The organism is Chryseobacterium candidae, assembly GCF_004916905.1.
Taxonomy (GTDB): domain Bacteria; phylum Bacteroidota; class Bacteroidia; order Flavobacteriales; family Weeksellaceae; genus Chryseobacterium; species Chryseobacterium candidae.
The window spans coordinates 32,597-43,384 of the sequence record NZ_SDLV01000020.1 but is presented as its reverse complement, the minus strand read 5'-3'; the positions used below and the strand labels follow the sequence as shown (position 1 = coordinate 43,384).

At 36.3% G+C, this 10,788-nt stretch carries 10 protein-coding genes; 2 read left to right on the top strand and 8 right to left on the bottom strand.

All coding sequences use genetic code 11. The features are described 5' to 3' along the window. Positions 1-168: 168 nt before the first annotated feature. The 3 genes from gdhA to EK417_RS11120 form a co-directional block, all read right to left on the bottom strand. The gene (gene gdhA, locus EK417_RS11130; protein ID WP_079243812.1) at positions 169-1,527 is read right to left on the bottom strand and encodes an NADP-specific glutamate dehydrogenase; all 1,359 of its coding nucleotides are present in this window, start codon (positions 1,525-1,527) and stop codon (positions 169-171) included. Positions 1,528-1,717: 190 nt separating this feature from the next. Further along, on the bottom strand, positions 1,718-2,827 hold the full coding sequence (dprA, locus tag EK417_RS11125) for a DNA-processing protein DprA (protein ID WP_110366581.1): 1,110 nt from the start codon (positions 2,825-2,827) through the stop codon (positions 1,718-1,720). Positions 2,828-2,860: 33 nt separating this feature from the next. Next, positions 2,861-3,628 carry a rhomboid family intramembrane serine protease gene (locus EK417_RS11120; protein ID WP_076596482.1) on the bottom strand — a complete coding sequence of 256 codons (768 nt, stop codon included), beginning with the start codon at positions 3,626-3,628 and terminating at the stop codon, positions 2,861-2,863. A gap of 250 nt (positions 3,629-3,878) precedes the next feature. Here EK417_RS11120 and EK417_RS11115 point away from each other — a divergent pair, with 250 nt between their 5' ends. Both EK417_RS11115 and EK417_RS11110 read left to right on the top strand, forming a co-directional pair. Continuing rightward, the gene (locus EK417_RS11115; protein ID WP_136522192.1) at positions 3,879-4,805 is read left to right on the top strand and encodes a DUF3078 domain-containing protein; all 927 of its coding nucleotides are present in this window, start codon (positions 3,879-3,881) and stop codon (positions 4,803-4,805) included. 231 nt (positions 4,806-5,036) lie between these two features. Further along, a complete protein-coding gene (locus EK417_RS11110) occupies positions 5,037-5,960 on the top strand; it encodes a DUF3078 domain-containing protein (protein ID WP_076596480.1) in 924 nt (307 codons plus the stop codon). A 72-nt stretch (positions 5,961-6,032) separates the two neighbouring features. Here EK417_RS11110 and sufD read toward each other — a convergent pair whose 3' ends face one another. From sufD to EK417_RS11085, 5 genes are all read right to left on the bottom strand, one after another. Beyond that, entirely contained in the window at positions 6,033-7,340 is a 1,308-nt protein-coding gene (gene sufD / locus EK417_RS11105) for a Fe-S cluster assembly protein SufD (protein ID WP_136522195.1), read from the bottom strand. Positions 7,341-7,501: 161 nt separating this feature from the next. After that, positions 7,502-8,245 carry a Fe-S cluster assembly ATPase SufC gene (gene sufC, locus EK417_RS11100; RefSeq protein WP_034691829.1) on the bottom strand — a complete coding sequence of 248 codons (744 nt, stop codon included), beginning with the start codon at positions 8,243-8,245 and terminating at the stop codon, positions 7,502-7,504. Between the two features lie 31 nt (positions 8,246-8,276). Beyond that, entirely contained in the window at positions 8,277-8,687 is a 411-nt protein-coding gene (uraH, locus tag EK417_RS11095; protein ID WP_076596517.1) for a hydroxyisourate hydrolase, read from the bottom strand. 17 nt (positions 8,688-8,704) lie between these two features. Further along, positions 8,705-10,153 (bottom strand): Fe-S cluster assembly protein SufB, encoded by a 1,449-nt coding sequence (sufB, locus tag EK417_RS11090; RefSeq protein ID WP_136522191.1) that lies wholly within the window; start codon positions 10,151-10,153, stop codon positions 8,705-8,707. Positions 10,154-10,236: 83 nt separating this feature from the next. Next, on the bottom strand, positions 10,237-10,566 hold the full coding sequence (locus EK417_RS11085; RefSeq protein ID WP_076596478.1) for a HesB/IscA family protein: 330 nt from the start codon (positions 10,564-10,566) through the stop codon (positions 10,237-10,239). Positions 10,567-10,788: the final 222 nt, after the last annotated feature.

Genomic DNA, 10,788 nt, shown 5'->3' with positions numbered 1-10,788 from the left:
ATATAAGTTGATTAAGTGTCAACTTATTTTAGGACGGGACAATAAAAATAAAAAAAGCGCTGCATATAGCAGCGCTTTCTCCTTTCACTTTTTACTTTTTTCCCATTATCCCGGGAACAGGCTATATCAAAAAAGGTCGGGAGTTTTTCCCAACCTTTGTTTTTTTTGTTACACAACTCCTTGAGCCAACATTGCTTCTGCTACTTTTACGAAGCCGGCAATATTTGCACCTTTTACATAGTTTACATAACCGTCTTCGTCTTTTCCGTAGTCTCTACAAGCTTTGTGGATACCGATCATGATTTCCTTTAATCTTGCATCAACTTCTTCGGAAGTCCAGTTAAGACGGATAGAGTTCTGAGTCATTTCTAATCCTGATGTTGCAACACCTCCAGCGTTGGAAGCTTTACCAGGAGAGAATAATACTTTATTATCTAAGAAATAGTTGATAGCATCAAGTGTGGAAGGCATGTTCGCAGCTTCAGTCACACAAACACATCCGTTTTCAACTAATTTTCTTGCATCATCTAGATCTAATTCGTTTTGAGTTGCAGAAGGGAAGGCAACGTCACACTTCACATCCCAAGGACGTTTTCCAGCATGGAATTCAGCAGAAGGATATTTTTTAGCATAGTCTTCCGCTCTGTTGTTTCCGGAAGATCTAAGCTCTAATAAATAATCGATCTTTTCTCCGCTGATACCATCTTTATCATAGATGTATCCATCTGGTCCAGAGATCGTTACTACTTTAGCGCCTAATTCAGTTGCTTTTTTGATCACTCCCCACGCTACGTTTCCGAAACCTGATACCGTTACAATTTTATCCTGGAAATTTTGTCCGATCGTTTTAAGCATCTGCTCTGCGAAGTATACTACACCGTATCCTGTAGCTTCAGGACGGATTAATGAACCTCCGTAAGCAAGACCTTTTCCTGTAAGAACTCCGGTAAACTCGTTTCTGATTTTTTTATACTGTCCGAATAAATATCCGATTTCTCTTGCTCCAACACCGATGTCCCCCGCAGGTACATCTGTTTCAGGACCGATGTGCTTGCACAATTCTGTCATGAAAGCCTGGCAGAAACGCATTACTTCCATATCAGATTTTCCTTGTGGATCGAAATCTGAACCTCCTTTACCACCTCCCATTGGAAGAGTTGTCAAAGAGTTTTTGAATACTTGTTCAAAAGCTAAGAATTTAAGAACGGATAAGTTTACAGTAGGATGGAAACGGATTCCTCCTTTGTATGGTCCAATAGCAGAGTTCATTTGAATTCTGAAACCTCTGTTAACCTGAATTTCTCCTTTGTCATCAACCCATGGAACTCTGAAAATAATAATTCTTTCAGCTTCAGCCATTCTTTCAAGCAGCTTCATTCCGGTATATTCTTTTTTAGTAGCAATGAATGGAATTACGGTTACGGCAACTTCTTTTACAGCCTGTAAAAATTCCGGTTCGTTAGGATTTTTTGCTTCAATTTTTGCAATAAACTCTTGGATTTTCTGGTCAATATTATATTGTTCCATATATTAAGGTTGAATATTATTGTCAACAAATTTAATTTTTTTTTCAAGATTCACAACACTATATTTTAACATTGTTAAAAATTAAATAATAATGTTCCGTAATATTATTAAATTAATAATTTGCGTTCAAATTTTGTTAAAAATGAAATGTTATGTGTGAAATAATGCAGTATTAAGAAATCATTAAATCTTAAATGGCGATGAATTGTCTCCCGGAAAATGATTTTACTTTCCCTAAAAGTTCCAATTCCAAAATTATTGGTAAAATTTTGTGAGTGGCAAGATCAATTCTCTGGGCCAGATCATCTAATGAAATCTGAGGCTGGTCTTTAATAGATTGATATATTAAGTTTTGATTGCCAGATAATTGTAAAGTAGTCTCGCAATAAGGAAATAACTCTTCCATTTTTTCTTTGGGACCATTTAATCCGAGAAGTCCGATAAGATCTTTTAAGGTAGAAATGGCTGTTGCTTTATTATGGAATATCAACTGATTACATCCCTGACTGCAGCTGTCCGTAATTTTTCCAGGCAGCGCAAAAACATCACGGTTATAATCATTAGCGAAGGCAGCTGTGCTTACAGAGCCTCCTCCAAAACCGGTTTCCACTACAATAGTTGCCGGAGATATTCCTGCCACAATTCTGTTTCTTTGGATGAAGTTTTCCCGGTCTGGTTTTCTTGCAGAGCTGAACTCTGTTATTAATACGCCTCCTTCCTGTAAAATTTTTTCAGAAAGTTTTCTGTTTTTTGCCGGATATAAATACCTGAAACCATGTGCAAGAACCGCAATGGTAGGTTTCCGGTGACGAATAGACTGTTCGTGAACTTCTTTGTCGATGCCTAAAGCGAGACCACTTACAGATGTATATTCTGAAGATTGTGTTGCTTCAAAAAAGTCTTCAATGAACTGCTTCCCATAAGTTGTCATATTACGGGTTCCTACAATACTTACTTTTGGTTGTGCCTCATCAATATTTCCTTTTTGATAAAGAATAGCCGGTGCGTCATTACATTCATTAAGCAGGGATGGGGTTTCTTGAAGGTGTCTGAGCCTTATTTGAATATTATTTTTTTCGCAAAAATCCAATTCTTCTTCTGCAAATTCCAAATGAGCCTTATTTCCAATGTCTGAAACCGTTCTTTGTCCTATTCCTTCCAGTTTTTTATATTCTTTTTTTGCTCTTTTCCAGGCATCCTGAGCACTTCCGAATGTACGGACAAGCTTATGAAAATGAATGTCGCCAATCTGGCTGCACTCACGAAGGGCGATTGAATATAAGTATTCTTCGGAAATCATGTGTGTTTTTCTTCAAATGTAGTAAATTAAGTTTTATCTTTTTCTCAATTCCTCCAGATGATCCCAGATATCATCTTTTTTCTTGTAGGGAAGTTCCATAAAATCCTCAGGATGATTTTCCTTATATTCCTGCCACAATTTATCATCTTTTTCGCTATAATAATTCGGAAACTCCCAGATAAATTTTTTCTTCTTTTCTCCTACGTTTTTAAAAGCAAACGCAATAATACTGCCTACTACAGCTCCGGAAAGATGGGCCTGCCATGAAATTTTACTCGGTTCCTGCATATTATAAAACAGTTCTTCCGGAAGCATTCCCCAAACCAAGCTGCCATAATAAAGCACTACAAGCATTGAAATAGTAAGAAGTTTTGTATTCCATTTGAATACCCCGCTGAAGAAAAGGAAAAAAGCAAGAACATATACCACACCGCTGGCTCCGATGGTACAAGTGTACATATATTCGCCAGTGAGAATGTCAATTGGAGGAAGCAGCCATACCAAAAGCCCCGTTGCCAGCCAGCCGATAATAAAAACTTTATTGGCTACCACAGGGTAAAACTGATATAATAAAAACATAAGTGCCGCTATCGGGATAGAGTTTCCTATAATATGATCGATGTTTCCATGTAAGAGGGGAGATGTAACTATGCCAAATAATCCCTCGGGCAAGAGAGGAATAATGGCTCCAAAACAGCTTTGAAAAAAGCCCTGCATTTGTAAAAAATATCCGAACCACATCGCTGAAAGCATTAGCAATGGGTATATAACCGCTCTTTTGGAAATTACATTTTTGAACATGTGGATTTTACGTCAAATCAAAAGCCAATGATAAATTTCGGAAAATTTGGCGATGAATAAGTTTCTACCGAGCTGATTTTAAGACAAAAGGTATTAAATTTAACTGTTGAACTTATTATTTTGGCATTGATTTTATAGAAATATCTTGTTATGAGGTGATTAAACTTTATTGAAATCAGATTCTTTTAAAGCCAGATTTACCTTAAAAAAAATTATATTAATATTTTTGCATTGAAAATTATTTAGAGTAATGAAGAAGTTTTTATTGATTCTTTCCTGTTTTATAGGAATAAATGCAAGTGCACAAGAAGAATTGAAAAAAGATTCCGTAGTTGCAGACACTGTAAAATACTGGTCAGTAATGGGAAAAAATACATTAATGATTAACCAGGCTGCCTTTTCAAACTGGGTAGGAGGTGGTGCCAACAACGTAGGATGGCTTGCCGGTGTCAATTACAATATAACCTATGAAAAAGACAAAGATCTTTGGGAGAATATTATTATACTGGGTTATGGGCAGAATGACACAAAAGGGTTAGGAATAAGAAAAACCCAGGATGTGATCAATGTTTCTACCAATTATGGGAGGAAGTTTTCAAAAAGCTGGTATTTCTCTTCAGGAGCTGGTTTACAGTCACAGTTTGCAGCAGGGTATGAAGATGGAAATAATCCTGAGGCGAAGAAAATATCAAATTTTATGACGCCAGGTTATCTGAATGTCGGTATGGGTATCACATACAGACCGAATGATGATCTGACTGTCACTTTACGTCCTATCAACGCCAGATGGACTTTTGTATTGGATAAAGATCTTCAGACGGCTGGAAGTTATGGGTTAAAAAATGACGGTGATACCTCCTTACTGCAATTCGGTTTCCTGGGAACGGCAATATATAAACTGAAAATAATGGAAGATATTTACTTAACCAATACAGCTTCTGTTTTCTCGAATTACCTCGACCGTCCGGATAGATTGGTTCTTGCTTATGGAGCTTTACTGAACCTGAAAGTAAACAAATATATCTCATCCAATGTGACAGTAGATTTGCTCTACGATCATAATCAGATAGAAAAAACGCAGTTAAAACAAACTCTTGGAATCGGTTTCGCTTATACGCTGGATAATGGGGTGAAACGCTCCGACCGTAAAGACAGCCAGTGGTGGATCAAAAAATGATGTAGAATAAAATACTTAAACAGGAAAAGCACTTCATAAATGAGGTGTTTTTTTTGTTTTTACAATACTGTAATTTTAAGTTGCTTTAAGTTTATGAGATAAAATATTTATATTTAATTGTCTTATTTTCAGTTCGTTGCTGTTTTTAAATAAATTATGTTAAATTCAATTTAAAGTGAATTTTATAATGGCATAGATTATTATTTATACATTTGTAATAAATCGTCATTTATGAAAAAACTTTTATTAATCAGTTCTATTTCTCTTGGTGCTTTAGCGCTTGCCCAAGAGACTAAAACAGATGCTCCGGCATCAGATACCGTTAAAGCCTGGTCTATTCAGGGGCAAAATACCTTAATGCTCAATCAGGCTGCCTTTTCAAACTGGGTAGGCGGGGGAGCCAACAATGTGGGCTGGCTTGCCGGTGTTAATTATAACCTCACCTATGAAAAAGGGAAAGATCTCTGGGAAAATATAATTATCCTGGGTTACGGACAAAATAACACGCAGGGAACTGGAGTAAGAAAGACTCAGGATGTTATTAACCTATCTACAAACTATGGTAGAGAATTTGCCAAGCATTGGTATCTCTCAGCTGGTGCTGGGCTTCAGACTCAGTTTGCACCGGGATATGAAGATGGAAATAATCCTGATGCCAAAAAGATTTCCAATTTTATGGCTCCCGGATACCTGAGCGTAGGGGCTGGGGTTACTTATCGTCCCAATGACAACTTTACAGTGACTTTACGCCCGGCGAATGCCAGATGGACTTTTGTTTTAGACGAAGATCTTCAGAAAGCAGGAACTTATGGTCTTAAAAATGATGGAGATTCTTCTCTTTTCCAATTCGGTTTTCTGGGAACAGCTATGTATAAGCTGAAGATTATGGAGAATATCACCTTGCTGAATACGGCTTCTGTATTCTCCAACTATCTTGATCATCCGGACAGGCTTGTTCTTGGGTATAGTGGAGTTTTAAGTATGAAAATCAATAAATATATTTCTACCAACGTTACCCTTGACCTTTTGTACGATCATAACCAGATATGGAAAACACAGTTGAAACAGACATTAGGAGTAGGTTTGGCCTACAATTTTGATAACGGTAAGAAGCGTTCAGAAAATAAAGATAACCAAAGCTGGTTGAAAAAATAAGATAGAAAAAATCTGAAATACATTAAAAAAGCACTTCATTTTGAAGTGCTTTTGTGTATCAATATATAAGTTTTAAAATTCTATATCAACTCCTAATTTCTCAGCTAAAAGTTTTGAAATTTTATCTTTTAGAGGTTCTATATCAATGTTTTGCATTGCATCATTAGCGAAAGCATATAAAAGTAATGCCTGTGCTTCTTTTTTAGAGATTCCTCTTGCTCTCAGATAGAATAAAGCATCTTCATTCAATTGGCCTACTGTACAACCGTGAGAACATTTTACATCATCAGCAAAGATCTCTAACTGAGGTTTTGTATCAATACTTGCCCCTTCGCTTAGCAATACGTTGTTATTCTGTTGGTAAGCGTTGGTCTTCTGAGCAATTTTGTCTACAAAAACTTTTCCGTTGAAAACTCCGTGAGCATTCCCATCAAAGATTCCTTTGTAGTTCTGATAACTTTCACAGTTCGGGAAGTTATGGTGAACTGCCGTATGGTGGTCTACCAGCTGATCTTTCCCGATAATGGTGATTCCGTTCATGAATGAATTGACATTAGATCCATTATGAATAAAATCAAGGTTATTTCTTACCAGTTTACCTCCGAAAGAGAATGTATTTACGGTGGTTAAACTGTCTTTTTCCTGTCTTGCAAACGTATTATCAATCAGGTAAGTTGTATTGTTGTCATTTTGAAGTTTGTGCCAGTCTGCTTTTGCGTTCGGGTATGTAAAGATCTCTGTTACAGAGTTGGTTAATACATAAGTGCTGTCAAAATTGTGGTGGCTTTCAATGACCTCTAGTTTGGCTCCTTCTTCTACGATCAAAAGGTTTCTGGTATTGTAGAATGTATTTTCCTCCTGGTTCTGAGAGATATAAAAAACGTGTATTGGCTTTTCAATCACTACATTTTTAGGAACTTTCAGGAAGAATCCGTATTTGCAGTAAGCAAGGTTTAAGTTCGTAAAAGCCTGTTCTTTGGAAGCAATAGTATTGAAATATTGTTCAAAAACCTCTTTGTGCTTGTCATCATTCAATGCATAATTGAATGAAAGGAACTCTGCATTCTCAATAGAAACTTTAGAAAGTTCTTTGTGAAGTTTACCGTTTACAAAAACAATCCAATCAAAATTTTCTTCTCCAAGGTGCAGTTCATCAAACTGCTCTTTAGTGATATTGTGGTTCTCTTTCGGAAAGAAGTTGTAGCTTTTTTCCGTGATTTCCTTTAGATTGGTATATTTATATTCTTCGTCTTTTTTTGTCGGAAAACCAAGGTTTGCAAATCTCTGAAGTGCTATTTTTCTGTCATCATCCAGAAATCTGTGACGAAGACTCTCCAAAAATTCATTGTGGTTCTCTATAATTTGTTCTTTTAATGCCATTACTGGTATATCTGTGGTTTGCACCATTTTTTCTTTTTTTTGAACTAAAATATTGTTATTCCGAGTGATAGGAATCCAAATTTTACTTTAGAGATTCATATTTTGCTGCACTTCATAAATGGGCGCTATACATTTAATCTCTGAAATACTATACTTCCTTCTTAATTTAAAAGCCAGTCGTAACCTTTTTCTTCAAGTTCTAATGCTAAAGACTTATCTCCTGTTTTGATGATTTTTCCATCTGCTAAAACGTGAACAAAATCAGGCTGAATATAGTTTAGCAATCTCTGATAGTGCGTAATCAAAAGAACTGCATTCCCTTCATTTTTAAAGTGATTTACCCCATCTGCCACGATTCTTAAGGCGTCAATATCCAATCCTGAGTCAGTTTCATCAAGAATAGCCAGTTTAGGATTAAGCATCATCATCTGGAAAATTTCATTTCTTTTCTTTTCACCTCCGGAGAATCCTTCGTTCAATGATCTTGAAAGAAAATCTTTTTTGATTCCTAATTTTTCAGATTTTTCACGGATTAATGCAAGCATTTCTTTTGCCGGCATTTCTTCCAGTCCGTTTGCTTTTCTTGTCTCGTTCAAAGCAGCTTTGATAAAGTTCGTTACAGAAACTCCCGGAATTTCCACTGGATACTGGAAAGAAAGGAAAATCCCTTTGTGAGCTCTATCTTCTGGAGCTTCTTCACTGATGTCTTGTCCTTCGAAAAGAATCTCTCCACCAGTTACCTCATAATCTTCTTTTCCAGCGATTACAGAGGAAAGGGTAGATTTACCAGCTCCGTTGGGTCCCATGATTGCGTGAACTTCGCCCGGCTTTATTTCAAGATTAATCCCTTTTAATATTTCTGCGCCATCTTCAATTTTGGCGTGAAGGTCTTTAATTTGTAACATTCTTGCTAACTTTTGCTTTTTTATAATTGTATTAGCTTCCCCTGTATGTGGAATATCCAAATGGTGATAATGTGATTGGAACATGATAATGCTCGTTATCTTTTATCTGGAATATTACCTCAATAGACGGATAGAAGCTTTCTATATTTTTATGTTTATAATAATCTTCTATGAAGAATACAAGTTTGTATTTTCCGTTGTTACCAGCTTTTTGATACGGTAAAAAATCTGAAACCCTGCCATTATTATCAGTTTGCTTTTTACCTATAGAAACCCACTGTCTGTTTGTTTCATTATATTTCTCCAGTTCTATGACCACACTTCCGGCAGGTTTTCCCTGCGAAATATCAAGAATATGACTTGATAACTGAAACCCTTTATTTTCCTGAGCAGAAAAACTTAAGGAAATAAATCCAAAAAATGCTAATAAAAACCTCTTCATAAAAATCATTTTTTCTATTATCCCACTGAACCTTCCAGTGAAATTTCCAATAATTTCTGTGCCTCAATAGCGAACTCCATCGGAAGTTTATTTAAAACTTCTTTACTGAAGCCATTTACTATCAGAGCAATTGCTCTTTCTGTATCAATACCTCTCTGGTTGCAGTAAAAAATCTGGTCTTCCCCGATTTTTGAAGTCGTTGCCTCGTGTTCCAACTGTGCCGTGGGATCTTTGATTTCAATATAAGGGAAAGTATGAGCACCACATTCATTACCCATCAACAGAGAATCGCATTGTGAGAAGTTTCTTGCTCCTTTTGCAGAAGGCATTACTTTCACCTGTCCTCTGTAGGAGTTTTGAGATTTCCCGGCAGAAATACCTTTTGAAATAATCGTAGATTTGGTGTTTTTACCAATGTGGATCATTTTTGTTCCTGTATCTGCATACTGGTGGTTATTGGTTACCGCAATAGAGTAGAATTCTCCGATAGAATTGTCTCCTTTAAGGATACAAGACGGATACTTCCATGTCACTGCTGAGCCTGTTTCCACCTGTGTCCATGAGATTTTTGCATTTTTTTCGCAAAGTCCTCTTTTCGTTACAAAGTTGAATACCCCGCCTTTTCCTTCTTCATTACCAGGATACCAGTTCTGCACTGTTGAATATTTGATCTCAGCATTATCTAAAGCAATAAGCTCTACAACGGCTGCGTGAAGCTGGTTTTCATCTCTTGATGGAGCCGTACATCCTTCAAGATAAGAAACATAACTTCCCTCATCAGCTACAAGAAGCGTTCTTTCAAACTGTCCTGTTCCTGCCTGGTTGATACGGAAATAAGTGGAAAGTTCCATAGGACATTTTACCCCTTTAGGAATATAACAGAAACTTCCGTCAGAAAATACTGCGGAATTCAAAGCGGCATAAAAGTTATCTCCCCTTGGAACTACTTTTCCAAGATATTTTCTTACCAGATCAGGATGATTTTTAATAGCTTCAGAGATTGAACAGAAAATAATTCCTTTTTCTGCCAATGTATCCTGGAATGTAGTTTTCACAGAAATAGAGTCCATTACGATGTCTACAGCAACTCCGGAAAGTCTTTTTTGCTCTTCGATATTAATCCCTAGCTTTGCGAATGTCTTCAACAACTCAGGATCTACCTCGTCAAGACTTGCCAGCTCAGGCTTTACTTTAGGAGCAGCGTAGTAGCGGATTGCTTGGAAATCTGGTTTTTCATACTTGATGTTTGCCCATTCAGGCTCTACCATCTTCTGCCAGATTTTGAAAGATTCCAATCGCCATTCAGTCATCCATTCCGGCTCTTCTTTTTTAGCAGAAATGGCACGGATGATATCCTCATTTAAACCAATCGGGAAGTCTTCATAATCAATCTTCGTTTCCCAACCGAATTCATATTTTTTATTTTCTAGATCGACTCTTAAATCGTCTTCTGTATATTTACTCATTATTTTTTTTTAGATTTCAGATTATAGATTTCAGAATTCAGAATAGCTCTGAGGTCTGAAATCTAGGATCTAATGTCTTTTCACTAAAGACTAAATGATTCCCCACATCCACATGTTCTGGATGCATTCGGGTTGTTAAAAACAAACCCTTTTCCGTTCAACCCTCCTGAATACTCAAGAGTTGTTCCTGCTAAATAAAGGATGGATTTCTTATCTATAATAATTTTTATGTTATTATCTTCAAAAATCTGATCTGTTTCTGTTTTTTGGTTATCAAACTTTAAAACATACTCTAAACCAGAGCATCCGCCGCTTTTCACCCCTACTCTTATATAATCTTCAGCAGGGTTAAAACCATCTTCCGTCATCAACTGGATGGCTTTCTCCTTTGCATAGTCTGATACTTTTATCATTGTATTTATTTAGAATGATTTAATGATGCAAAAATACAAACTAATTTCCGCAATCTCAAATCGAAGATATCTATTTTAATGATTCTGATATTAATAGCAATTTTCTGGGGCATAAATTATGTTAAAAAAAGATAAATCCAGTCTTTCAATGTGAAGATTTCGTTACGGATTTAACCTTGAATCGTATTTTCGATCTATAAAAAATAGAAATCATCATTTTAT

Excerpts from the sequence above, each read along its gene's own strand:
- gdhA (WP_079243812.1), bottom strand. The coding sequence starts at position 1,527 with ATGGAACAATATAATATTGACCAGAAAATCCAAGAGTTTATTGCAAAA.
- dprA (WP_110366581.1), bottom strand. The coding sequence starts at position 2,827 with ATGATTTCCGAAGAATACTTATATTCAATCGCCCTTCGTGAGTGCAGC.
- EK417_RS11120 (WP_076596482.1), bottom strand. The coding sequence starts at position 3,628 with ATGTTCAAAAATGTAATTTCCAAAAGAGCGGTTATATACCCATTGCTA.
- EK417_RS11115 (WP_136522192.1), top strand. The coding sequence starts at position 3,879 with ATGAAGAAGTTTTTATTGATTCTTTCCTGTTTTATAGGAATAAATGCA.
- EK417_RS11110 (WP_076596480.1), top strand. The coding sequence starts at position 5,037 with ATGAAAAAACTTTTATTAATCAGTTCTATTTCTCTTGGTGCTTTAGCG.
- sufD (WP_136522195.1), bottom strand. The coding sequence starts at position 7,340 with ATGGCATTAAAAGAACAAATTATAGAGAACCACAATGAATTTTTGGAG.
- sufC (WP_034691829.1), bottom strand. The coding sequence starts at position 8,245 with ATGTTACAAATTAAAGACCTTCACGCCAAAATTGAAGATGGCGCAGAA.
- uraH (WP_076596517.1), bottom strand. The coding sequence starts at position 8,687 with ATGAAGAGGTTTTTATTAGCATTTTTTGGATTTATTTCCTTAAGTTTT.
- sufB (WP_136522191.1), bottom strand. The coding sequence starts at position 10,153 with ATGAGTAAATATACAGAAGACGATTTAAGAGTCGATCTAGAAAATAAA.
- EK417_RS11085 (WP_076596478.1), bottom strand. The coding sequence starts at position 10,566 with ATGATAAAAGTATCAGACTATGCAAAGGAGAAAGCCATCCAGTTGATG.